Genomic DNA, 23687 nt, shown 5'->3' with positions numbered 1-23687 from the left:
GTCGTTGGGGACAACGACCGCTACCTATTTTCATCCACAGATGGAATATTTTCCCCACTTGTGGGATGTTTAATAGTTTTAGCAGGGAAGGGGTTCCGAACTCTGTCCTCGCCTGCCTGACTGTTAGAAAGTAGCACCTATGAAGCGTTTATTCCCCTGTTTGCTGGCAGCTCTCTGCCTTCTATCAATTGCTGCCACGGCAGCCGCTCCGAACGTCGTGATCGTCATTACAGATGACCAAGGGTACGGCAACTTGAGCGCGGTTGGACATCCCATCCTTAAGACACCGCATATCGATGCTCTCTATGACAGAGGGGTACGTTTCACGGACTACCATGTTGACCCGACCTGCGCTCCCACACGTTCAGCTCTTTTGACGGGGCGTTATTCGGATCGTGTCGGAGTTTGGCACACGGTGATCGGTCGTCACCAACTGCGTCCTCGCGAAGTGACCTTAGCCGAGGTTTTCCGGGACAATGGATACGCAACCGGTATTTTTGGTAAATGGCATTTGGGAGATCTTTATCCCTTCCGCCCACAAGACCGCGGTTTTGAAGACCGTGTCGTTCATGCAGCGGGTGGTGTGGGACAAGGTCCTGACTTTTGGGGAAACGACTATTTCGATGATGTTTACGACACCAACGATGGGCTGAAGCAATACCAGGGCTTTTGTACGGACGTGTTCTTCGACGAATCGATCAAGTTCATGAAGGAGCAGGCCAGTAAAGGAAAACCGTTTTTCACGTACGTATCCACAAATGCGCCACACGGACCTTATTGGGCGAAAGACTCCGATCACGATCGTTTCAAGGGGATGAAGCACAATGGCAAGCCGCTCGGTGTAGATACTGAAAAGTATTACGCCATGATCGAGAATATCGATGACAACTTCGGCAAGCTCGTGAAGTTCCTCAAGAAAGAGGGACTCTATGAGAACACCATTCTCGTATTTACCAGTGACAATGGTGCGGTAACCAGCGGCCAGAAGGTATTCAATGGAGGCCTAAAGGGCGGCAAGAACACTAATTGGGATGGAGGACACCAAGTGCCATGGATCATGCAATGGCCGGCAGGTAAAGTAGAGGGAGGCAAGGATCTCGATCGGGTAACGGCTCACATCGACATCATGCCTACATTGATCGACATCTGTAAGCTCGACGCTCCGAAGATTGAATTCGACGGCAAGAGTCTGAAGCCGCTTCTCAAAAACGTAAACGCCAAGTGGCCGTCGCGTCGTATTGTTGTGGAAAGCCAACGTGTGTACGACCCGATCAAATACAGGAACTTCGCCGTGCTTTCCGATAAGTGGCGTCTTGTTGGCAAGGATAAGCTCTTTGATGCTCGAGGTGGAGACCGTGGCCAAGAGAACGATGTTGCCTCAAAGAATCCGGAAGCGATGCAGTCCATGCTCGACTCGTACGAGGAGTTTTGGGCCGATGTATCCCGAGAGCACCACTTGGTGACGAGTCCGGAAGTCGGAGCGGATGCTTCTAATCCGGCTGTATTGAATTCCCACGACTGGACGACGGTCGGTTTTTGGCACCAGAACCATATTCGCGATCCTTTCAAGCAAAAGGCTGAGCCCTTTGGTTCTTGGGTGATGGACGTGACGAAGTCTGGATGGTATCAGATCTCCGTGCGCCGTTGGGCTGCGGAAGCGGACGTGGCGATCACAGAGGCCTATGTGGGCCAAGCGGTTGAAGCTGCTACGGCGAGCCTCGAGATACAGGGTAAGACTCTCAAAGCGAAAGTAGCCCCAGGAGCTAAAGAAGTGACATTCCGAGTTAAGCTGAAGAAGGGGCCGGCTGAGTTGAAAGCTACTTTCTATAACTCGCAGAAGGAGGCGACTGTGAGCCCATTTTACGCGTATGTATTGCGCGAAGACGGACGAGATCTCGATGGCTGGCAAACTCGTGAAGGCCTTGGCTTGCCCCAAGCTGCATGGCCTGAGGTTCCAGGTAGGGATCCGAGCGTCAACTAGACTTTATGAGACTGCTACTACTCCTTTTAACGTTCAGCTGTTCCCTGACTGCGGCTGAGCGACTGCCTAACTTTGTCGTCATCTTTTGTGACGACCTCGGATACGGTGATCTTGCTTGTTATGGGAATCCAACAATCAAGACTCCGAATTTGGACCGAATGGCTAGGCAAGGCCAGAAGTGGACTCAGTTCTATGTGGCGGACCCGGTTTGCACACCAAGTCGTGCGGCTCTGTTGACAGGGCGTTACCCGATCCGTAATGGGATGAGCTCTGCAAAAAGAGCCGTTCTATTTCCGGATTCTGCCCGCGGCTTACCTCCTAGCGAAATCACCATTGCAGAGGTGTTGAAGCGAAAGGGGTACGCAACTGCCGCGGTCGGTAAGTGGCACCTCGGGCATCTTCCGAAGTATTTGCCGACGAACCAGGGCTTCGATTCCTATTACGGAATTCCGTATTCAAACGATATGGACAAAGTAAAGGGTAAGACGAATTACAAAAAGGCAGCGGTCGATCCCTACTACTATGCGGATACGAATGATTTCAACGTGCCATTGTTGGAGAACGAGATGGAGATCGAGCGCCCGGCGAACCAAAATACAATCACACGCCGTTACACCGAGAGAGCAGTCGCGTTTATTGAGAAGAACCAGGAACGCCCCTTTTTCCTCTATCTTGCTCACTCCATGCCGCATATCCCGTTATTTACCTCCAAGGCGTTTAGAGAGAAGAGTAAGCGTGGCGTCTATGGAGACGTAATTGAAGAAATCGACTGGAGTGTGGGGCGTATACTCAAGACGATACGCGACAAGGGCTTGGAAAAGGATACGGTGGTTGTTTTCACCTCTGACAATGGACCTTGGCTCGCATTTCAAACCCATGGCGGATCAGCCGGGCCGTTGAGGGCTGGGAAGGGAACGACTTTCGAAGGAGGGCAACGTGTGCCGACTCTTTTCTGGGGGCCTGGCTATGTGAAGTCCGGTGTAGTCTCGGAGATGGGATCGACCTTGGACCTGATGCCAACGTTTGCTGCCCTTGCGGGAGCCGAGCCTCCACAGGATCGTAAAATGGATGGGTTCGATCTGTCTGAGGTCTTGAAAAGCAAGTCGGAGAGCCCGCGTCGGGACTTTCATTATTGGACCAAAGGTACGCTTCACGCCGTGCGTTCAGGCCCATGGAAGCTGCACGTGATGCAACGAGAGCCCGTCAATTACGGTAAGCAAGCTCCCATGGATGGTCCTGAATTGTATCACTTGGAGAATGACATTTCGGAAGCTTACGATGTGGCAGCTGACAACCCCGAGATTGTTGAACGCCTCTTGGCGATGATCAGTGCCCATGAGGCGGATACAGCTGATAGTCTGCCGGATCAGTTGGCTGAGAGGATTGTTGCGGAAACGAAGTAGTTTTGTCTCGTTTTGATCGGTTCCTGACCGATTGGCCTTGGGGCCCTGTTCGACTATCGACGATGGCTTGGTTGAGAGGATGGGGCAGCAAGGTGCGAGGAATGTATGTGATCTCTTCGTTCCTTATGCATTTAAACGACAAAACGCGGGATAATTTGGATTTTTGCTGGCAAAAGTTAGGTAGTCATTTGATTCGCAATGGGATTGTTGAAGCCGCTAGATATCAAATTCTGTTGTTTTGTTCCCAAATCGTAGCACCCCTTAGATTCCCCCTATGAGCCTTGTTCCTCTCCTTACCTTCGTCCTTTTTACCGCTTTTGTCGGATTCATTTCCTACCTCAAATCTCGAGATGAAGATTTGAGTCATTCGACTGGTTATTTCCTAGCGGGCAGAAGCCTGTCTTGGTACGTGATCGCTGGGTCTTTGTTTTTGACGAACATCTCGGCGGAGCAGCTTACCGGCTTGAATGGTAATGCCTTTTCGTTTGGGGCGAGCGTTATGGCTTGGGAGACGACTTCGGTGATCACGTTGATCGTGTTGGCGGTGTTTTTCCTGCCGCGATACTTGAAAAGCGGGGTGACGACGGTACCGCAGTTTTTGGAGGAGCGTTATGGGACGGGGATGCGTCGCGTGTCTTCCTTTATCTTTTTGTACGCCCTGATCATCGGTTTTCTGCCGTTCGTTCTGTACGCTGGCGCGATCACTCTGGGGAAGTTGTTCGATGTGTCTGGACTTCTGGGCGTCTCGGAGAGTTCGGCCTTGTGGATCATGATCGTCTCGTTGGGCGTGATCGGTGGCTGCTACGCGGTGTTTGGCGGGCTTAAGGCGGTCGCGGTTTCTGACAGCATCAATGGGGTGGGGCTTGTCGTTGGGGGGCTGATTATTCCGGTGCTGGCATTGATCAAACTCGGCGGTGGAGACATGGGATCTGGCTGGTCTATTCTGGTGAACGAAGCGCCGGAACGCATGAGGGCGGCCGGAGTGGATCCCGACATGGGGATTCCTTGGCATACCTTGTTTACGGGGATGATCCTGATCAACCTCTTCTACTGGTGCACGAACCAGGCGATCGTACAACGGGCCCTTGCGGCGAAGACCTTGGCTGAAGGGCAAAAGGGAGTGTTGGGAGCCGCATTTCTAAAATTGATCGGTGTGTCGATGCTTGTACTACCGGGGATCGTTGCTTGGCACATGCATCAGAAGGGTATTATCGATGTGCCGGTGAAGAGCGTCGGTGAAGATGGTTCAGTCGTTTTCCATCACGATATGGCTTACCCGTTGCTCGTTCGGGAAGTTCTGCCTGCGTGGTTGACTGGCTTTTTCGGGGCGGTGATGTTTGGTGCAATCCTGAGTTCCTTCAATAGTGGCGTAAACAGCATGTCGACGCTCTTCAGTTTGGATATTTACAAGGGGATGATCCGTAAGGACGCGAGCGATGAGCAGACGGTGCGGGCGGGTAAGATCTTCGGATCGATCCTGATTGTCGTGTGTATCATCATCGCTCCGGTTATCAGCCAGGCGGATGGGCTTTATACGTTTATGCGAACGATTATGGCTGTCATTAACGTTCCGATACTGACAGTCATCCTATTCGGAGTGATCTCAAAGCGGGGGCCTGCTTTGTGCGGTTACATCGGTCTCCCGTTCGGTATGGCGTTTTTCGCCTTCGCCAACTTCTACCTCGAGAATGATTTTGGAGTTTTTAAATGGCACTGGCTGCATTCCGTAGGGCTCAACTTCGTGTTGATGATGCTGGTGATGACCATTGTGCGCTACCTTAAGCCGATGCCTGAACCATACGTGCAAAAAGAGTCGGGCGAAGTTGAGATTCGTAATTGGCGTTATCTCGGACTGGCAAGCGGGGTCGCGGTAGTGTTGTTGGTCGCTCTCTATGTCGTATTTTCCGATATCGGTATTCTGAATACGTAGTTTGCTGGCCTGTAGAAACGAAAATGGCCGTTCGGAGTGAACGGCCATTGGAGAAAATGAGGAGACCTTGAGTTGCTTAGACGTACTTGTTGCGAAGTACGACGCGGGAGGATGAACCGTCGAGAGCGATTTCCTTAACTGCTAGAGAGATCCGATTGTCTTCGTCGAGCGCGTTCCAGTAGAGGTCGAGGGTTTCTTCCGGAGTTGCGGCGATCGGGAGAAGGAGTGGATCTACGTTGAAGGTTGGCAGTGGGTTACCGTCGCCCATGTACGTTGTCAGTCCGTAGCCGATGCCGGCTGCTGGCTCTTGCGGGTAGTAGTAGTGGCGGTCCGAATACGTGGGGTCGATCTTGTTCGCCTTGAGGATCGAGAGACCGATTTCTGCGGAATCGCCGGTTAAGTCGAGCTGACCGGTGATGCGTGGCGTGTAGTTGGGAGCGTCTGGTTCACGGTCGCGAACCGAGAGGGCCTCCTTGGCGGTTTTGCCAGCTGCGAGACCGTCGCAGAGCGTGCGGGTCTGGTCGCCGTTTGAGACGAGAAACTGATTGGGGAGCTCGAGCATGGCCTCGTAGATGATGAGGCTCGGGTCTTCTACTTTAGATGGATCGTACGGTTCGGTGCTGAGAGTTGTGCCATCGAGTGAGAACTGGCGGTTGCGGCTGTTGGGGCTGCGGCCCATGATCCAGTAGACCTGCTGCCATTTGCTGCCGTCGGCTGATTTGCCGATGACGAGTCCGCGGCCAGGGTAGGGGTTGCCAGCTACGTGGCTTTGAAGGGTGGAGGAAGCAATTTCTGATGCGCTCATAATAGGAGTTCGAGGGATAGGAGGGGCTCGCGGGGAGGCAACGTTTTTGTTGGTTGCCGCGGGATGAGTCATTTTGCTCACAAATCGCTAGGTTTAGTTACTTTAGTCTAAATAGGGTAAAGGGCCTACCGATACTAGGAGGCAGATACTATTCGGATAGGTCTATCCAAGTCTCAAATGCTTACTCACTCAAAATTTCGGCTTTTAGGTCTGCTGCTCATTGCTTGCACAGCGGCTGCTAGCACTGCTTGGACAGCTGCCTCTACCGGTTCAAAGAGCGCCCAGCTGCTAGGGGTTCTGGAAGCGGGGGAGTTGGCGATTGATCCGCAATCTGTCGCGGGTACGCATCGCCCGGTAACCGGAACTGCGGTTACGAAAGCGGAGGTGCAGAGGGATGCGATCGTGTTTCGACTCGAGGATATTCGAGTGATGGATTTCAATGGGGATGGTCGTGGATTTCGCCTGTCAGCCGTGCCGAGCGTTTTGGAGCATGATGGTCCGGAGGAGCATACTCGGCGGGTATTGCCGGTCGGGACGTTTCGCGGATTTAGCAATCCGAGCGTGCCTGAAAACTGTATCATCAAGAGCCGGCGTCGCGGGCAGTTCAAGTACAGCACATTGACTTACCGCGAGGGCTCTGGAGTGGATCTGGAGGTGGACTTGGAGTTGGCTTACGACATTCCGGCCTACGCTGCGGTTGGCGAATACACGGGTGTGGTCAGCTTGAACGTGTACGCGGAGTAGAGTCGTTCCGGCTGCGGTTGGTCGGCGTCGATTCGATAGGCTATAGCAGCCTGCCTCGTGGCGGCAGGCTTGGAAAGCAGGACAAGACCTTTAGTGACGTGATGCTGAAGGCCCGCCTACAAGGTTGTTGATGTGGTCTGGTATTGTTTGGTCGTTCGCCAGGTTGCTGTCGGGTTGAGGGGAATCGTAGCTGAGGCGAGTTGGAATGACGCCAGCCCAATGGGGGCCGGAGAGGTCCGACTCGATGTCGGCAACAGGTCCGTTGCGAACCTTTAGGGTGGCTTCTTGGATGTCGAGGGCGGCGATGGCGGTGACTTTCGCTTCCGACTCGTTTGGCTGCCGGCAGTTTTCCCAGCGTCCAGGGATCAGCTTTTCGACTGTGCGGCGAAAGGCTTCCTGGCGTTCGGTCTCGTCTTCCACTAGTTGGCCGGTGCCGAACGCGACCACGGAGCGATAGTTCATCGAGTGGTGCATCGCCGAGCGGGCGGCGACGATGCCATCGAGAAAGGTGAAGGTGCAGCAGATTTGCTGGCCGGATGCGATGGCCTGCAGAAGTCGACTTTGGGTGGAGCCGTGGAAATACAATCGATCGTCCTTGCGAGCGTGGATGGTGGGGATGACGAAGGGTTGGCCGTTTGGCATGGCGAATCCCACGTGCACGATTGGAGCTTCGTCGATGATGGCGAAGACCGGGTCGCGCTCGAAGGTGACTCGCTTGGGGACGCGATTGGGCGTGCTGCGTTCTGTTCTGGCAAAAGGGCAGGATTGTGTGGACATGTGGCGATCCTAGTTGAAAAGTGGATCTGTTTATAGGTCCACTAAGTTGAAAAAGAGTAAGTCCAGTTTTTCTCCTGAGCTCTATGGCGGGAAGCGTCCTGCTTATCGCCTAGTGTATGAGACGTTTAGGGATGCGGTGCGGAAGGGTCAGTTGTCTGCGGGGCAGATCGTCCCGTCCTCTAGGGAGCTTGCGAAACGTTATGGTGTGGCCCGGATTACAATCACCCAAGCTTATGAGCAGTTGATCGCGGAAGGGTATCTTGAAACGAGGCGAGGCGCGGGAACCTTTGTGTCGAAGGCTGTGCCGGAGACGTTTTTTCGGGTTGAGGGTGTTGCGGCTGAAAGGCGCGAGCCTTGGCGGAATTTTGAAGATTCCCGCTATTTCGAGCAGCCTCCCTTTTTGTCAGGGTGTTCGGAACTTGATAGGTTTCCCATGGAGCTTTGGCTGAAACTGTACTCGAAACAGTTGAGAGGGTCGCCGTATTCGCTGAACACTTACAGGCATGGGGATGGTGGTTTTCTTGGTTTGCGGGAGGCGATTGCTGGGCACTTGAGCACGCAACGTGGCGTGCGGTGCGACGCGGATCAGATCTTGGTTCTCAACGGTAGCCAGCCGGGCATCGAGCTGGTTGCCCGGGCATTGATCAAGCTGGGCGACCGAGTGGCTGTCGAAAACCCGAGCTATCGGGGAATTGTTGACTCCTTTCGATTGAATGGAGCGGAGGTCTGCTCGGTGCCTGTGGATGGGCAAGGGATGCAGGTGGAGCGACTGAAGGCGTTTCGCAGGAGTCCTCGTGTTGTGGTTGCGACGCCCGCTCGGCAGTTTCCGATTGGTTCGGCGATGCCAGTAGGGAGGCAAGCAGCGCTGCTGGAGTGGGCGAGGAAAAACGACGTTTGGATCCTGGAGGACGACTACGATAGCGAGTTTCGTTTCCGAGGAAAGCCCTTGCCGGCGATGCAGGGTAACACCGACTACGAACGTATCCTGTATCTGGGCACGTTTACGCGCTCGATGTTTCCGGATTTGAGAATCGGGTATTTGGTGGTGCCTAAGAACGTGTATCCAGACTTTCTGGCTCTTTGGAAAACGGGAGCCATGAATCCGAGTGTCGCGCTGCAGGCGACATTGGCTGATTTCATTCGGGAGTGCCACTATCAGCGGCACATTCGCAAAATGCGCTTGCTGTACGCCAAACGATGCAAGTGGCTGGCTCAGCGAGTGGAGGAGCTGCTGGGAGATTGGATAGAGGTTGGGCTTACTGATGGTGGCTTGCACTTTGTTGGCTATTACAAGCGGGAGGTGGATGTGCGGAGACTTGCTGAAGAGGGGAGAAAGCGAGGCTATATTTTCATGTCGATTTCGAGCTATGGTCCGGATCTTGTGGAGAGAGATGGGATGATGTTTGGTTTCTCGTCGTTTGACGAGGGTAGGATGGAAGAGGGACTGAAGGTGCTGCGGGAAGTGTTGGATGGGATGTAGGTTGTGTTTGCGGTTTTTCTTAACGATGATCCGGCTATGCCGGAGCGATGATGGCTTTGCCAGCATGATTTGATTGAGGTTGTGGGGATTGTTTGTTGAGGGTTGGGGATGGAAAACGACTCACTCACTCAACTGGTTATTGGAATTTGCTTCGACGTTCATAACGAACTGCGAACTGGCTATGCAGAAAAGGTCTATGAGAATAGCCTTTGTATCGCGTTGAGGGAGGAAGGTTTCGATGTGGAGCAACAGCACCCTATCGAAATTATGTTTCGAGGGCATGTTGTTGGTGAATATTTTGCAGACCTTATCGTGAACGGTGAGCTTGTCTTGGAATTGAAGGCTGTGAAGGCATTGCTCCCTGAGCACCGAGCTCAGCTGATCAATTATCTTCGCGGCACAAACACACGTCGTGGTCTCTTGTTAAATTTTGCACCACCTCGTTTAGAAGTACAGAGAGCCTACAATCCCGAGCTTAGCTAGTTTTGATCATGCTGCTTCGCATCATGCTCCCGCGAAGCGGGATCATCATCCGGCAATCTGCTTCCACTGGTCGCAGAGGGTGAGCCATTTTTTTAGGCTGTAACTGATGTGCTTTTGCTTGTGGGTGATGAGATAGAGCTTTCGGCTAAAGTCGCGCTCGGGGCAGTTGATTCTAACAAGATCACCGCGCTCGAATTCGTCTGCGAGCGACATCTCTGAGAGGCAACCGACTCCGATATTATGCTTGACTGCACGCTTTATCGCCTCTGTTTCGCGCAGCTCGAGAATGATGTCCATCTCTGGAATCAAGCCGTGCATCGCTCTGTTAAAGTTTTGCCGCGTTCCGGAACCGAGCTCGCGAAGAATCCACTTGGCAGCGAGCAAATCCCTGTCGTCGACAACATCCTTTGAGGCGAGGGGATGTTCGGGGCTGCAAAACAGATTGAGCTGATCGTCGCGCCATGGGACGACGCTTAGTTGGTGATGATGTGACTCGCCCTCGATCATTCCCATGTCGAGTTCGTAGTTGAGTACTTGTTCGACGATATGCTCGGTGTTGTCTATCTCCAATGAGATTGGGGCATCAGGATACTGTCCCAAGTATTCGGATACCATCTGTAATGCCAAGAAATTGGCGATGGTTAAAGTCGCACCGATTTTCACCGGACTTGTTTCGTCCGAATGAAGTAGGCTCTGCTCCAGCTCGCCAGCTTCGGCCATGAGCCTTTCAGCCCTCGGTCTGAGTTGGTTGCCTTGTTCGTTTAGGTGTAGGCGTTTTCCTGCACGGTCGAATAGGAGGACGTCGAATTGGGTTTCAAGGTCCTTCAGAGCACTGCTAGCCGCACTTTGCGACATCTGGAGTTGTTGCGCTGCCCGCGTCATATTGCCGGTCTTGGCAATAGCGAGGAAGACTTCCAGTTGGCGTAAAGTGAATTGCATGGAATCAGATCTTGGGTAGGGACCGACCGCATTGTTAGATCAAACTTCTGCGGCTCGCCCGGCGGTCGAGCCCTACCTTGTAAACTCTAGTCCCAGAAGTCGGTGGAGCTTTGCTTCACTTCCTTCACGATGCCGGCACGGATTACGAAGTCTCCGAACTCTTCACCGGCATTGCGTTCCTTGGACCAGCGTCCGATTAGCTCGTCGGTCTTTTCGAGAATCTCTGGAGTCGTCGCGTTTTCCAGGAGTTGCTTAGGAACTCGAGTACCGGCACGATTGCCGCCGACGTACATGTTGTAGCGTCCAGGAGCTTTACCAACGAGACCGAGCTCGGCTAGCATCGCGCGTCCGCATCCGTTCGGGCAGCCGGCGATACGTGTAACCAAATAGTCATCACCAATGCCGTGCTTTTCCAGCATCACTTCGATGTGATCGATGAACTCGGGCAGGTAGCGTTCTGCTTCCGCCATCGCCAATGGGCAGGTCGGCATGGATACACAAGCCATCGCACGCTGACGTTGCTGGGTCGTGTCTGAGATCAAGCCGTACTCGCGAGCGATGGACTCGATGGCTTCCTTATCTCCCTCGGCGACGCCTGCAACGATCAGGTTCTGATTGGCAGTTAGGCGGAAATCACCTTTGTGGATACGTGCGATTTCTGCGGCACCTTCCTTTTTCTTTCCGATTAGGCGGCCGTTTTCGATGAACAAGGTCAAGTGGTGCAGTCCGTCTTCTCCTTCGATCCAACCGATGCGATCTCCACGCTCAGTTAGCTCGTAAGGTCGAACCTCCTCGAACTTGTGATCCATCCGCTTCTCGACCTCCGCCTTGAAGGTTTCGAGTCCTACGCGTTCGATGGTGTAACGTGTTTTCGCATTCTTACGATCGACACGATTTCCCCAGTCGCGCTGCAATGTGACGACAGCTGCCGCGCAATCGAGTAGCTTTTCGACAGGGATGTATCCAAAATCGCGGGCAGTTGTAGGGTAGGTGTACGTGGTGCCGTGAGCGAAAGATAAACCGCCCCCGAGGACTACGTTGAAACCAGCGAGGGACTTGCCTGACTCGTCTGCGACCGCTACGAAGTTCATGTCGTTGGCGTGCATGTCGACGTCGTTGTGCGGCGGGATGATAACCGTCGTCTTGAACTTACGCGGTAGGTAGGTCTTTCCGAGGATCGGTTCTTCGTCTTGGAAGTCGTCTTCGGTGGAGAACTGCTTTTCGTTGTCCAACCAGATTTCAGCGTAAGCACGAGTCTTGGGGAGGAGGTGCTCCGAGAGCTTGGCTGCCCATTCGTAGGCTTCGCGGTGAAGCTGTGATTCTACGGGATTTGAGGTGCAAAGCACATTACGGTTCACGTCGCCAGCTGTCGCGATGGAGTCGAGGCCGAGGTGGTTCAACCACTGGTGCATCGGTTTGATGTTCTCCTTCAGGACGCCGTGGAACTGGAAGGTCTGGCGGTTCGTGATGCGGATGCTTTGGTAGTCGCTGTTCTCTGTAGCGAATTTATCGATACCCAACCACTGCTCGGGTTTCATGATACCACCAGGGAGGCGGCAACGGAGCATGACGTTCTTGCGTGGCTCTAGCTTGCGAGCGACGAGATCGGGACGGATGTCGCGATCGTCTTGGGCGTACATGCCGTGGAAGCGGATGAGCTGGAAGTTATCGCCGCGGAAACCGCCGCTGAGCTTGTCCTGCAAATCTTCTGTGATGGTTCCGCGTAGAAAATTGCTGTCGTCCTTGAGACGTTCGTTATCTGCAAGCTTACCCTTAACGATGAGCTCTGGAGATCCGTTTGGTTCAACTGTCTTCATTGATGCAAATTGGTTAGGTGTTAGTAGACGTCGCGTTGGTAGCGGTCTGCTTCGCGCAGCTCGTTCAGGTATTCAGCTGCGTCATCTTCGTCTTTGTTTCCTTGTTCAGCGATTACATCGAGGATCGCCTTTTCTACGTCCTTTGCCATGCGAGAGGCATCGCCACAGACATAGATGTGAGCCCCTTGCTGGAGCCATTCCCAGAATTGCTGGGCGTTTTCACGAATCTTGTCCTGAACGTAGACTTTCTCTTCGCCGTCGCGTGACCATGCCAAGGAGAAGTCGTTCAATAGCCCTTGGTCGCGGTACTCGATCCACTCGGCTTGGTAGAGGAAGTCGCCACGGAAGTGACGGTTTCCGAAGAATAGCCAGTTCTTGCCTTGAGCGTCGTCAGCGCGGCGCTGCTGCATGAAGGCTCGGAACGGCGCAATACCGGTGCCTGGGCCGATCATGATGATTGGGGTGTCGTTGTTTTGCGGCAGACGGAAGCGTGGATTGTGTTCTACGAACACCTGAACCTCATCTCCTTCCTCGAGTCGGTCGCACAGCAAACCGGATGCGCTGCCGTTGTGTGTCTTATCGTCGTGTTCGATATCCACACGCGCAACACAGAGGTGAACTTCTTCGCCGACCTCTTCTTGGGAAGAAGCGATTGAATACAGGCGAGGTGAGAGTGGCTTGAGTCCGTCGAACAGACGCTGCGCATCCAACTTTTGGGGATAATCGCGCATCAGACCCACTGCTGGTGTCCAAGCCTGGTAGCTTTGAAGCTTTTCCTTATCTTCCAACAATGCGTTCAGCTCCTTGTTTTCGGCTGTGCTTGCGTAGTCGGAAATGAACTTGGGAGTGAGTTGGTTGAGATCGCTTTGCTCTGTAAGGGCTTGGCGGATACTGGTGGATCCCTTGCGTCCTTCGATGCTCTCATCACCCGATAGGCCGTTCAGTTCCAATACTTCATCTACAACTTCAGCGGTGTTGTTGGTTACAACACCCAGGACGTCGCCGACTTGGTATTGTAGGCCAGAGCCGTCGAGATCGATCTCGATGTGATTCACCATGCGACCCGCATCGTCTGTTACGAGTGGGTGGCTGTTAAGCAGTGTCGCGGTGAATGGATTCTCCTTATTGAACGCGCTCTCGCTCGCTGCTTCTGCCGCTTGAGCAGGTGCTGCTGCGACTGCAGCGGAACTGCCGCCAGCGACTTCTTTCAACTTGGCGACCATGTTGTCGATCCACTCGTCCGTTACCGCTTCGTAGTCGACATCGGCGTCAACGCGGTCGAGCAAGCGCTCGCCGCCGAGTTCGCCTAGCTTGGTGTCGAAGTCGATTCCGCATTGGCAGAATTGAGGGTAAGAGCTGTCTCCCAAGCCAACGACTGCGAAACTGAGTCCGTCGAGCTTAGGCGCTTTCTTGCCGAACAAGTAACTGTGTAGAGGTACGCCTTCTTCCGGCGGTTCGCCATCGCCTTGGGTAGAAGTAGCGATGATCACGATGTCCTCCTTGGGAAGCTGGCGAGCCTTGTAGCTTCCCGCGCTGGTGAGTTTCACGTCCAGAGACTCAGCTTCGAGCTTTGCGACAAGCTTCTTGGCCACTCCGGCTGCATTTCCTGTGGCAGAGGCCGAAATCACAGTGATAGGGCGCTTTGGCGCTGCTGCGGGGGCTGCTCCATTGGTCGCGACTGCGGCAGGGACTCCACCTCTCTGGCTTTCAGCCCAGAGGTAACCGGCCAAAAAGGCCTGTTGTTGCGGCGTCAAATTCGATAGCTGCGCGGTCAAATCCGATGGGATCGGCGGATTTATTGGTGAATCACTCATGTAAGTCTCGTTTTTCGGAAAAAGGATAGATCGTTGCGGCGGATTTGCCGCGTTTATCCGGCGATCCGAAGCTACAGTCTCGTTATTTCGTGGAGTAAGTAGGCGGTTTTATAAATTAGTAAATCAGATAATTCAGATAAAGATTATCTAAATAATCGATTTAGAGTTGGGAGATTGGCTTTGAGGGCGAGAGGGGATGTGGGGAGTGATGTTTTTTGGGATGATGATCCGGCGGAGCATGATGGCTTTGCCAGCATGATTTGGTTGGAGGGATGGGGTTGGTTGTTTTGGTGTGGTGTCGATGCTTACTGTCGCTGGCCGTGTAGCAAAAAGCCCGGCGCCTTGGGGGGCGTCGGGCTTTGTCTGAAATTTCGTATTGGTTGCTCTACTACGCGGTGAGAGCGGCTGCTTCGGTGCGTGCCTTTTCGCCGAGAGGGGTACTGATGTAACGCTCTCCGGAGCTGGCCGCGATTGTGACGATCTTCTTACCTGCCATTTCTGGGCGCTTAGCGAGCTCGATTGCGGACCAGATGTTCGCGCCTGAAGAGATACCTACGCTGATGCCTTCCTGGAGGGAAACGGCTTGAGCGGTCGCGAATGCGTCTTCGTTGGCAACCTTGATCACGTCGTCAACGATGCCGGTGTTACAGTTGGCTGGGATGAAGCCGGCACCGATACCTTGAATCTTGTGAGGACCTGGGTTTCCACCGGAGATAACGGGGGAAGCTTCTGGTTCAACCGCTACTGTGAAAAGCTCCTTACGGCTCTTGATGACTTCAGAAACGCCAGTGATGGTACCGCCGGTGCCGACACCCGCGACGAAAGCGTCGATAGATCCTTCTGTCGCTTCCCAGATTTCCTCGGCAGTGGTCTTGCGGTGGATTTCCGGGTTAGCTGGGTTTTCGAATTGTTGAGGCATGAATGCCTTGTCGCCGTATTCCTCGACGAGCTCGCCAGCTTTAGCGATTGCTCCTCCCATGCCCTTCGGGCCAGGGGTGAGGACGAGTTCGGCGCCGAGCATCTTGAGGAGGACGCGACGCTCCATAGACATGGTCTCTGGCATTGTTAGGATGAGGCGGTAGCCCTTGGCTGCAGCTACGAACGCGAGAGCGATGCCGGTGTTGCCTGAGGTTGGCTCGATGATGGTTTTGGAGGAGTCGAGTTTGCCGTCGCGTTCTGCGGCTTCGATCATGGCGAGACCGATACGGTCTTTAACGCTAGAAAGAGGGTTGAAGAATTCGCACTTTACGTAGACCTCGGCGTCGAGGCCCTCGGTGAGCTTGTTGAGCTTTACGATTGGAGTGTTGCCGATTGCGGCGAGAATGTTAGGATATACTTTAGCCATGTGGAAATGAGGGACCGCTGAGCGGCAGTAGTCAACGCTTTGCGTTCGGAAGGCGCGTAAGTTCAGGAACTTGGAATGGCGAACGACTAACATTTGGATTCGCTCGCGAGATTCAAAGAGGTGTAGAAGAATATTGGATACGCCTTTGTGTGTTGGGTAGGGGACTGAGGCAGTGTGGCTGCGAAAATGGGATTTATCGAAAAACAATAAAACAAGATTGACTGAGGCTCTTAGTTTATTGATAAACGATAAATGAAGGCAAGATCTAGATCGTTGGCGGCTTTGAAGTTCATTGCAGGGTTTTGTTGGTGGGGTGGGCTGGTGTCCTGCGGGGGTTTGGTTGTCTTGGTTGTTCTCGAATTCTCTGGGGTTGATACTTTCGTCGAGAGGAGTGTGCAGGGCTACGCTAGCTCGTTCGATACAAGCGCCTTCTCGGTAGAGAGCAAAGACGGGTTTGTTGGGGAGCTGGAGCTAGAGGAGCCGGTGATTGTTCGAGTCAAGTTCGGTAGGGAGTATTGGGACGAGCGGCCTGCGGAGTTTCCTATTTTCGTTTTCTTAACCTTGGGATTTATGGGGATTTTTTTGGCCCCCGTTTGGCATTTTCGGAAGCTATTGGAGTCGGTGGAAAGGGGGGAGGCGTTTGCGGCTGCGAATGCGAAGCGCTTGAGGACGCTTGGAAGCTGGATTCTAGTGGGCGTTTTTTGGGACCTCTTGATGGAGCTTATTGTGAGCGGTATTGCTGACTCCGCCTTGCGGCCTCAGGGATTCACTCTAAACGGGCACCTCTCTCTGAATGGGGGGCTGTTGGTAGCGGGATTGTGCGTGTTTGCGCTCTCGGAGGTTTTTCGGCTCGGGGCGAAGATGCGAGAGGAGCAGGAGCTAACGATCTAGGAGCGAGCTATGCCGATACGAGTAAGACTAGACGAGCGGATGAAGGCGAAGGGGATGAGTCTGACCGAACTCTCTGAGAAAGTTGGGCTCACTCTTGCGAATCTCTCGATTCTGAAGACGGGCAAGGCGAAGGCAGTTCGTTTCAGTACGCTGGAGGCGATTTGCGAGGTGCTGGAATGTCAACCAGGGGATATTCTGGTTTTTGATGAAAAGTAAGCGGAGTGCCGATTTAGGGGCTTAGCCTTCGGTCGTATAGCTTTCTAGGCGGATGGAGGCGGTTCCGACGGGGGCTTTGACTTCGAGTTGGACGGGGATGCGATCTTGGTCGTTGGTTACCCAAAGTGCCATTTTTCCGCCTTCTCGGAATACTTTGCTCTGCGGGTAGGAGCTGATGGGCTCGAGTCGAAAGCACTCCTTTTCTCCGAGTACGGTTTTGAGTGTTTCCATCTCCATGACCTTGAGCTGGGCGTAGTAGAATTTGCCCTTGGTGGTGATGAAAAGCGGGTAGACGGTGCCGACTTCTAGATCGAAGCCTCGGATCTGCAGAAATGCGGAGGCGTAGTCGACGGGGCAGTCGTAAGGAAGCTCGCGAATGTGGTTTCGCTCAGGGCGGAACTTGTCCTCGTAGTTCATGAGCATGCGATCGAAATCGAAGAGGGTGACGTTCGATTTATGATCGGAACCTGATTTCTCTAGGGTCTGGTTTCGCACTACCCGCCAGTTTTCGGTGTCTATGAGCGCGATCGCTTTCATTTGAAGCGGATAGAGTTTTTTGATCAAGCCGCGGGACGCTACGTCGGTCCTTACCGTTATGGCTTTTCCGCCGGAGTTGGGCGCGTTCTCGGTGGAGAAGGACATGGAGCCCGCCTTCTTGAAAATGCCCCAGCGGGCTCGGTAGCTGAAGGTTTCACCGGCTTTGAATCCTTTTCCTCTCTCGTCGGCTGAGGGAAATTCGACTTCCGGCCATTCCAGATCGTCTTTCTGGCGGAGGCTTGGGTCGTCTTCAAAGGCGTCGTTGCCGTATCCCGCTTCTAGGGCTGCCGGGACGAGGACGGCGAGGCAGAAGGCGAGGAGGAAATTAAGTTTGGTAGATGACGTGATCATGATCCGGCTAGTGGTTAGACGACTCCTGAGTGGGGTTTGATGCGCTTCGTGAGTCGGAAGTTCCACCTTTTTCTGCTGCCTTAGGCTTGTTTGCCGGCGGGAAGGCGGAGCCAGTGCGGGATCGAGCTTAAGGGATTGTAGGGGCTGCGTGGGGCTTTGAGCACGATTCCTCGTCCGCCAGCTTGCTTGGCTTTTTCGATGGCGTCTTCGATTTGTGGGACTCCTAGAAGTTGGGTGACTGGGGTGATGCGGACGGTCGTGTTCACCGAAAACGTATCTAGCTTTTGGCGACGTTTTTCCAATGGGGTGTCGAGCAGGTCCTGATCCGCGAGACCAAGCAGATCGATCAGCCAGAGGATGACTGGGATCTCTTCGCCAAGGAAGAGCTCCTCGGCTTTTCGCTTGAGGCGGTTGTCGAGCTCGCTTTGAGGGAGGGGCCGTTCGTTTTCCCAGGGGACGATGACAGCGTCGGCGACAAAGTCCTGCGGGACAAGGCGAGCGGATTCGACGAGTTCGGGGAAGAGGTGAGTTATTTGTTCGCCATCTCGGTTGTAGAGTTCGGCGTGTTCGCCTTTTTTGTGGAGCTGACAGCGTAGGCCGTCGTGTTCGAGTTCTGACCAGAGGGAGAGCCCCTGTTTTTCGATGATGGCTTCGGGGCTCGATTCGGTGGTGGGGGCGATCGGGGATATGGGCTGAAAGTAGTCGATTCTGATTTCGTCGAGCGTGCCTGTGGCTGCCGCTGAGCTGACTTTTGGCAGGTCGCTGCATCGTAGGTATGCGGCTTCCGTTTCCTCGCAGGCGATTTGGAATCGCTGGGCGATGCCTTGGCAAATCAGCTTCGGGGTGAGACCTATTGTGGATAGGTTGCTGAGGTGTTGGTAGAGAAAAAGCGCGTCGGCGGGGGGAGACTTTCGAAGGTGTTCGCTGAGGAGGGATTGTTGGAAAATGGGATTGGGGGCGGTTGCGAGCGTTTCCAGGAATGCGCAGACTTGCTGGAGACTGCGACTCGGGTGTTCCTTATTTCGTTCTAGCAGGTGTCGAATCGTTGTGGAGGTGTCTTTCGAACCGCTTTGCAGGCGTTTGAATTCCGATTCGCTGGAGCCTGTGGCGAGTATGAGCGACTGCTTGACGATGGTCTTGGTCAGTTGGACTGATGGTGTATCCAACAGATTGATGCAGTAGCTCACATCGTCTGGAGTGAGGGCGGAGAGCTGACTCGCGAGAATCTCGAGCTTGTTGGATTTGCTATCTGTTTGGGCGATTGAGGCGGCTGTCGAGGCGAGGCGGGAGAGGCTGTTGGCCTGTGCTGTGTTTTCGGCTTCTGGATCGGCCGGTTTAGGTTTGTTGGTGATGGCTTGTGGCGAGCTCGTTTCGATTTCTAGTCCGAGTTGATTTTCGCGACCTAGGGCCCAGGCTTGGTACCCTTGGGAGCGTAGGGTGTCTGCGAATTCCCGAGCGAAACCGTGAACGGTGAAGACTTCCTTGGGTTTTACCTTTTCTACGAAGCTAAGCAGGTCGAGGTAGTCCGCGTGGTCGGAAAGCGGAAAGGCTTTGTCGCACTGGTAACGGTAGGTGGCGGAGGGATCGATCGCCCAGCCGGATATCATGGCTGTCTTGGGGTTGTGGATACTTTTCAGCCAGTTGGAGGCTTTGGTTTGCGGAGGAGAAATTATGACTTTTCCGCGGTGGTTTCGCGGGTCGAATGGAAGAAAGGCAGGGTAGTCCCAACCTAGCTTCTGGCAGGATTGTGTTAGTTTTAGCGAGGCTGGGTGCAGCATGACCTCGAGGGATGCCTCGGAGAGGCTGCGGAGGATGGCTTGGCTTTTACCGAGGCTGTAGCCGTAGAGGATCGGTGTTTCGTCATTGTCGAGGGTCTCTCGACAGAAGCGTATGATATCTTCGAATACTTCTTTCTCTGGCGGAAACGTGTAGCGCGGGGTGCCGTAGGTGCTCTCGATGATGAGGGTTTCGGCAGGGACGGGTTGGCATCTTTCGGCTGAAATGCCTGGGGTGAGTTTGAAGTCGCCGGTATAGAGGAAGGTTCTGCCTTCCCGTTCCACCCAAAGCATAGAGGAGCCGACGATATGCCCGGCCGGATAGAGACAGGCCTTTATGCCTGGTTCGAGTTCGAAGGTTTCGCCGAACTCGTGGATACGCCAGTTTCTCTGTCCGGGGATGCGTTGCTCGATCAGTTTCGCAGTCGGAGGGCTGCAGAGAATTGTTTGGTGATCGCCCATGTGGTCGAAATGGGCGTGCGAGACGAAGGATTTTGAAACCGGTTTGCGGGCGTCTAAATGCCATCCGATTTCGGGCAGGTAGAGTCCGTTGCTTTGCTCAATCTGCCAGATCACTGATGGGCGTGGGGAGTGATTTGTGGGGAGCGGAGTGAGATCAAGCTAGATGCCTTTGCGATCTAGGCTTAAGCGTCCTGGGCCTATGAATACGAGGCCGAGGAGTCCGAGAGCTAATTGAAGGTGAGCGATGAAACTTAGTTGGTAGGACTCCGCTACGATGTGGTTGGCGATCGCGAATCCGACTACGATAACGAGCAAGAGAGAAGCGCCTCTGGTGAATAGTCCGATGATGAGTAGGATGCCTCCCATGAATTGGATGAGTCCCGAAGCGAGCCCTGCGAATTCGTAGAAATTTTCGGGGAGTGTTGTGATTTTCGCGCCCGAGCCCACTTCGGCCCAGACTTCTCCTCCACCCGTGAGAATCGGGTAACCGTGAAATGCGAGCAGCACGCCTACACCCAAGCGGAGTAGGAGGACGCCGAAAAAGTCGAATTTACTGAGACCTGTGAGGGGGGATTTCATGAGTTTGGTAGAAGTTGCCAGATTTGCGTAAAAGAATGCAGGGAAATTTGGCGAGGGCAATGAGGGAGTTTGTTCTAGCGAAGGTTCCGTTTGAGGAAATCTAGGCTTTACCGAACTCTTGTTTTGCGCGCAAAATGCAAAACGATCACCCCATTGCCCGTTTTTCCCTATGAGCCAAGTTACGCCCGGCGCTCGAGAGCCGAAACCCACTGCTGAAGAATCTGAACAGGTCCCGGAGAAGGACAGGGTACCTTTCAAGCAGAAGCTAGCCTATGCGTTTGGTCTCTCGGCCGACCACTATGCTCAATTCGGTATCAGTAATCTCGCGTTGCCGTTTTTTAACATCTTGCTCGGGATTTCGCCCTCTGTGGTGACGACCGCTCTCGCAATCTCGCGGGCTTGGGATGCGATCACGGACCCGATTGTTGGCTCGATTTCGGACAATCTCAAGAATCCGAAGGGAAGACGGAAGCCGCTTCTGTTCTGGGGCGCGATTTTGACCGGTTGTTTCTTCCCGGTCGTCTGGCTCGTTCCTGAAGGATGGGGAGAGGACGCGGTGTTCATCTACCTGATCATCGCTTTTCCTTTGTTCTACACGTTTTATTCGTTGATGTCGGTTCCTTACGAGTCGCTGGGCATGGAGTTGACTCCGAATTATCGCGAGCGAACGAGTGTTTACACGATTCGTAACTACATGAATACGATCGCCACTTTAGCGATACCGTTTCTATTCTTCTTCGGAAACTTGTCAGTGTTCTCGGATCCAGTGACTGGCGTCCGGGTCGTTAGTCTCGCAGTTGGGGCGATCATAATCGTGGCGGGGGTAACGTGCGCTCGAGTATGCGAGGAGCGCTATCATTCGGTGGCGGCGAAGCAACGTCAGGAGAATCTGTTTAAGACGGCTCGCTCTCTGTTCAAGAACAAGCCGCTTGTCATTGTGGTGAGTTCGATCGCGATCGTGTTGTTCGGTTTGACGAGTGTGCAGGCTTTGGACCCGTATGTGCATATCTACTACATCTATGGTGGAGATAAGGCGGCAGGAGCTTTCCTCGATGGCATCAACCGCACGGTACCGCTTGTTTTTGGTCTACTGGGAACTTTCTGTGTTCAGAAGCTCTCCAAGAAGTACGACAAGCATCACCTATTGCTCGCTTCGGTGGCTATCCTGTTTGTGGCGAAACTGGGGCTCTATGTTACTTATTTCCCAGGTCAAATTTTGCTGACTCTCGCTACAAAGCCGTTCTTCGCCTTCGCGTCATCCTGTTTTTGGATACTGATTATTTCTATGCGGGCTGACGTTGCGGATTGGGATGAACTTTGTTTTGGCCGTCGTCGCGAAGGGGTGATTGCAGCTCTGAACAATTGGCTTGTGAAGGTTTCCATCACTTTAGCGGTAGCATGTAGTGGCTACTTGCTGGAGTTTATGGCTGGCTTTGACGTGGCTGAAGGCGAGCAATCAGTCGAAACATTGGAGAGCATCAAGACGATGTACGTCGCTCTTCCTTGTGTCGCCCTTGGCTTGGCTTTTGTTATTCTGCTGAAATACCCGCTCAGTCGAAAGAAGATGGAAGAAGTCCGAGCTGAGCTGGAGCAGCGGCGCGAAGCGGTTTAGGCTTCGTCCGACGAGAGACATCGGCCTTGGAGGCTTCTGGTTCGTCGGGGTTACTGATCGGGAAGTGTCCCTGCTGCGATTGACTTTTGGATGAGGTCCTGGGCGTAGCTCCAGAGGGTTTCGCTGCCTTTTTCTATCTTTTGGTTGATCTGGCGTACTTGGCTGGCAACTACGCCGTGCTTTGCCCAAGTCTTGCCTCCGGCGAGGTGGTTGAGGAGCATGGGGTGGAGGCGGTCGATCGCTTTCGCGAAGCGGGCTTCGGGGGATTCCCCGTCCTCGAACTCATCCCAGATCGATCGAAACTCGGTGGCTTGGTCTTCGGGCAAGAGACCGAAAAGGCGATCTGCTGCTTGCTGCTCGCGGATGGCTTGGTCTTGCTTGTGGACTTCGTCGTAGATGTAGGTGTCGCCAGCGTCGATCTCGACGATGTCATGCAGGATGACCATGCGAAGGATTTTTAGTAGATCGAGCTCTGGGTCGTTGGCGTGCTCGTAGAGCGTGATCGCCATGAGGGCGAGGTGCCAGGAGTGCTCGGCGTCGTTTTCGCGGCGAGACTCATCGCTTATGTAGGACTGCCGAAAGATGTTCTTGAGTTTGTCGGCCTCGATGATGAAGGCCATTTGCTGGGCAAGTCGTTCAGGAATGGCGGACATGCCAGCAGGGATATGGCGAGTCAGAGGAATGGCAAAGGGAAAACGATGGAGCCTAGGCCTCCTCGCTTTCGAGCTTGAGGTAGGGGCCGACGTGCTCGGTGGAGAACCCGGATGAAATCGAGTCGTAGTTATCGCTTTCGTCGATGGCGTCTATTGTCTCGTGGAGTTTTTGTAGACAGGTTCTGAATACGAAAGGGCCGTAGCTTAGGCGGTTGATGCCGATTTTTGCTAGCTCCGAAGGTTTGGCGGCGTGGGGGAGGGCAAGAAGGTTGATGGGGGCTTCGGTGAGGTCGCGAATTTGCTTGGCGACGTCGAGCGTGGAGTTCCCGATCGGGTAGATGCCGCTGGCCCCGGCTTGCAGGTAGGCTTGCGAGCGGATCGAGATCTCTGCCAAGGCGTCTTTTGTGGTAGCGAATTGTCGGCAGAAGAAGGCGTCGATGCGTGCGTTTATGTAGAGGTTGATGCCGGCTAGATTTGCGGTGGCTCTGGCGGTTGCGATGCGTTCGCATTGCTCGTCGATGGATCGGAGCGTGTGGTTTTCGTCGATGCTGTCCTCGAGGTTTATGCCGACTGCTCCTGCTTCAGTGATGAGGCGGATCGTTTCGGCAAGCTCGTCTGTGCTTTCTCCAAATCCAGTTTCGATGTCCGCTGTGACGGGGACATCGACGCTATTGGCGATGCGACTGACTTGCTCGACTAGGGTATTGCGCGAAATCAGCTCTCCATCGGCATAGCCGAGCGCGGCGGAAATGGCGGCGCTTGCGGTAGCGACTGCCGGATGTCCCTTGGCCTCGAGGATGCGAGCTCCAATGGGATTCCAAATGTTGGGGAGTTTTAGGAGTTCACCATTGTGGTGAAGTGCGTGAAGGGTGTCGGCCTTTTGGGGTTGGGTAGGGGCAGGCATGGTTCTGCCAATTTGTCCGCTGGGGACAGCGGACGCTACCTTTTTATGGTGCAGTTGGGCTATCGGCCATCGGAGGAGGGAAATGCTCCGTCATTTCCTCTGCTTTGGCCTTGGAATTTCGCTCTGCGGCAACGACAGAGCAAGCATTGTCCTCTTGGTGTCTTGTCATGTGTAAAACGTAGCGCGGTG

At 53.9% G+C, this 23687-nt stretch carries 20 protein-coding genes; 9 read left to right on the top strand and 11 right to left on the bottom strand.

Features of this window, described 5'->3' with window-relative positions; all coding sequences use genetic code 11:
* Nucleotides 1-139 precede the first annotated feature (139 nt).
* From JIN87_RS25025 to JIN87_RS25015, 3 genes are all read left to right on the top strand, one after another.
* Nucleotides 140-1981 carry an arylsulfatase gene (locus JIN87_RS25025; protein WP_200358838.1) on the top strand — a complete coding sequence of 614 codons (1842 nt, stop codon included), beginning with the start codon at nucleotides 140-142 and terminating at the stop codon, nucleotides 1979-1981.
* A 5-nt stretch (nucleotides 1982-1986) separates the two neighbouring features.
* The gene (locus JIN87_RS25020) at nucleotides 1987-3384 is read left to right on the top strand and encodes a sulfatase family protein (RefSeq protein ID WP_200358836.1); all 1398 of its coding nucleotides are present in this window, start codon (nucleotides 1987-1989) and stop codon (nucleotides 3382-3384) included.
* A gap of 274 nt (nucleotides 3385-3658) precedes the next feature.
* Nucleotides 3659-5314 carry a solute:sodium symporter family transporter gene (locus tag JIN87_RS25015; protein WP_200358834.1) on the top strand — a complete coding sequence of 552 codons (1656 nt, stop codon included), beginning with the start codon at nucleotides 3659-3661 and terminating at the stop codon, nucleotides 5312-5314.
* Between the two features lie 76 nt (nucleotides 5315-5390).
* Here the strand turns inward: JIN87_RS25015 and JIN87_RS25010 are convergent, their stop codons facing one another.
* Nucleotides 5391-6119, bottom strand: a complete 729-nt coding sequence (locus JIN87_RS25010; RefSeq protein WP_200358832.1) for an IMP cyclohydrolase — start codon at nucleotides 6117-6119, stop codon at nucleotides 5391-5393.
* A 177-nt stretch (nucleotides 6120-6296) separates the two neighbouring features.
* On the opposite strand from JIN87_RS25010, the gene JIN87_RS25005 reads away from it, so the two are divergent.
* Complete coding sequence (locus JIN87_RS25005; RefSeq protein WP_200358830.1) at nucleotides 6297-6863, top strand: hypothetical protein; 567 nt, start codon at nucleotides 6297-6299, stop codon at nucleotides 6861-6863.
* A gap of 90 nt (nucleotides 6864-6953) precedes the next feature.
* On the opposite strand, the gene JIN87_RS25000 is transcribed toward JIN87_RS25005, so the two are convergent.
* Complete coding sequence (locus JIN87_RS25000; RefSeq protein ID WP_200358828.1) at nucleotides 6954-7640, bottom strand: pyridoxamine 5'-phosphate oxidase family protein; 687 nt, start codon at nucleotides 7638-7640, stop codon at nucleotides 6954-6956.
* Between the two features lie 46 nt (nucleotides 7641-7686).
* Between JIN87_RS25000 and pdxR the strand changes: the two genes are divergently transcribed.
* On the top strand, nucleotides 7687-9120 hold the full coding sequence (gene pdxR / locus JIN87_RS24995; RefSeq protein ID WP_200358826.1) for a MocR-like pyridoxine biosynthesis transcription factor PdxR: 1434 nt from the start codon (nucleotides 7687-7689) through the stop codon (nucleotides 9118-9120).
* Nucleotides 9121-9228: 108 nt separating this feature from the next.
* Complete coding sequence (locus tag JIN87_RS24990; protein WP_200358824.1) at nucleotides 9229-9603, top strand: GxxExxY protein; 375 nt, start codon at nucleotides 9229-9231, stop codon at nucleotides 9601-9603.
* A gap of 45 nt (nucleotides 9604-9648) precedes the next feature.
* Here JIN87_RS24990 and JIN87_RS24985 read toward each other — a convergent pair whose 3' ends face one another.
* The 4 genes from JIN87_RS24985 to cysK all read right to left on the bottom strand — a co-directional run bounded on the left by JIN87_RS24985 (nucleotide 9649) and on the right by cysK (nucleotide 15518).
* Nucleotides 9649-10542 (bottom strand): LysR family transcriptional regulator, encoded by an 894-nt coding sequence (locus JIN87_RS24985; RefSeq protein ID WP_200358822.1) that lies wholly within the window; start codon nucleotides 10540-10542, stop codon nucleotides 9649-9651.
* An 86-nt stretch (nucleotides 10543-10628) separates the two neighbouring features.
* Nucleotides 10629-12359: an assimilatory sulfite reductase (NADPH) hemoprotein subunit gene (gene cysI, locus JIN87_RS24980; RefSeq protein ID WP_200358820.1), complete on the bottom strand. Its 1731-nt coding sequence runs from the start codon at nucleotides 12357-12359 to the stop codon at nucleotides 10629-10631.
* Nucleotides 12360-12379: 20 nt separating this feature from the next.
* Entirely contained in the window at nucleotides 12380-14173 is a 1794-nt protein-coding gene (locus tag JIN87_RS24975) for an assimilatory sulfite reductase (NADPH) flavoprotein subunit (RefSeq protein ID WP_200358818.1), read from the bottom strand.
* A 388-nt stretch (nucleotides 14174-14561) separates the two neighbouring features.
* Nucleotides 14562-15518 (bottom strand): cysteine synthase A, encoded by a 957-nt coding sequence (gene cysK / locus JIN87_RS24970; RefSeq protein WP_200358816.1) that lies wholly within the window; start codon nucleotides 15516-15518, stop codon nucleotides 14562-14564.
* Between the two features lie 252 nt (nucleotides 15519-15770).
* Here cysK and JIN87_RS24965 point away from each other — a divergent pair, with 252 nt between their 5' ends.
* A complete protein-coding gene (locus JIN87_RS24965) occupies nucleotides 15771-16409 on the top strand; it encodes a DUF2975 domain-containing protein (RefSeq protein WP_200358814.1) in 639 nt (212 codons plus the stop codon).
* A 9-nt stretch (nucleotides 16410-16418) separates the two neighbouring features.
* Nucleotides 16419-16625 (top strand): helix-turn-helix domain-containing protein, encoded by a 207-nt coding sequence (locus tag JIN87_RS24960; RefSeq protein WP_200358812.1) that lies wholly within the window; start codon nucleotides 16419-16421, stop codon nucleotides 16623-16625.
* Nucleotides 16626-16646: 21 nt separating this feature from the next.
* On the opposite strand, the gene JIN87_RS24955 is transcribed toward JIN87_RS24960, so the two are convergent.
* From JIN87_RS24955 to JIN87_RS24945, 3 genes are all read right to left on the bottom strand, one after another.
* The gene (locus tag JIN87_RS24955) at nucleotides 16647-17513 is read right to left on the bottom strand and encodes a DUF3108 domain-containing protein (protein ID WP_200358810.1); all 867 of its coding nucleotides are present in this window, start codon (nucleotides 17511-17513) and stop codon (nucleotides 16647-16649) included.
* An 80-nt stretch (nucleotides 17514-17593) separates the two neighbouring features.
* The gene (locus JIN87_RS24950) at nucleotides 17594-19864 is read right to left on the bottom strand and encodes an ATP-dependent DNA ligase (RefSeq protein ID WP_200358809.1); all 2271 of its coding nucleotides are present in this window, start codon (nucleotides 19862-19864) and stop codon (nucleotides 17594-17596) included.
* A 45-nt stretch (nucleotides 19865-19909) separates the two neighbouring features.
* Nucleotides 19910-20329: a DoxX family protein gene (locus tag JIN87_RS24945; protein ID WP_200358806.1), complete on the bottom strand. Its 420-nt coding sequence runs from the start codon at nucleotides 20327-20329 to the stop codon at nucleotides 19910-19912.
* A 169-nt stretch (nucleotides 20330-20498) separates the two neighbouring features.
* On the opposite strand from JIN87_RS24945, the gene JIN87_RS24940 reads away from it, so the two are divergent.
* The gene (locus tag JIN87_RS24940) at nucleotides 20499-21941 is read left to right on the top strand and encodes an MFS transporter (protein WP_200358804.1); all 1443 of its coding nucleotides are present in this window, start codon (nucleotides 20499-20501) and stop codon (nucleotides 21939-21941) included.
* A 50-nt stretch (nucleotides 21942-21991) separates the two neighbouring features.
* On the opposite strand, the gene JIN87_RS24935 is transcribed toward JIN87_RS24940, so the two are convergent.
* Nucleotides 21992-22594: an HD domain-containing protein gene (locus tag JIN87_RS24935; RefSeq protein ID WP_200358802.1), complete on the bottom strand. Its 603-nt coding sequence runs from the start codon at nucleotides 22592-22594 to the stop codon at nucleotides 21992-21994.
* A 52-nt stretch (nucleotides 22595-22646) separates the two neighbouring features.
* Nucleotides 22647-23498, bottom strand: a complete 852-nt coding sequence (locus JIN87_RS24930) for an isocitrate lyase/PEP mutase family protein (RefSeq protein ID WP_200358800.1) — start codon at nucleotides 23496-23498, stop codon at nucleotides 22647-22649.
* Nucleotides 23499-23687 lie beyond the last annotated feature (189 nt).

Source organism: Pelagicoccus mobilis, from assembly GCF_016595505.1.
GTDB classification, from domain to species: domain Bacteria; phylum Verrucomicrobiota; class Verrucomicrobiia; order Opitutales; family Opitutaceae; genus Pelagicoccus; species Pelagicoccus mobilis.
This window is presented reverse-complemented; position numbering and strand designations above follow the sequence as displayed.